Consider the following 243-nt stretch of genomic DNA (forward strand, 5'->3'; position numbering starts at 1 on the left):
CGCGCCGCGCGGGGCAGCGCGCCCGGCCCGCCACCGCCGCCCCCCGCGAGCGCGGCCCCCCGGCGCCCCGCTCCGGGGCGCCGCCACCGCCCCGCGCGCTCGGCGCGCCCTGCTCGCGGAGGCCCCGCCGGCCGGCGGCCAGGGTGGCGGCGATCGCCAGGTAGGGCAGCGCGTCGGAACCGGCAACACGGCCTTCCACGCGCATGTTTCCCGGGGTGTCCATCGGCACCCGCCGCCCGCAGG

At 84.8% G+C, this 243-nt stretch carries 1 pseudogene; it reads right to left on the reverse strand.

Going from position 1 to position 243, the window contains the following annotated elements:
* Positions 1-223, reverse strand: a pseudogene (locus ACQG3P_RS22130) (glutamine synthetase); the annotation flags it as partial.
* Positions 224-243: the final 20 nt, after the last annotated feature.

It is taken from the genome of Stenotrophomonas sp. SrG, assembly GCF_050031795.1.
Classification (GTDB): Bacteria; Pseudomonadota; Gammaproteobacteria; order Xanthomonadales; family Xanthomonadaceae; genus Stenotrophomonas; species Stenotrophomonas rhizophila_A.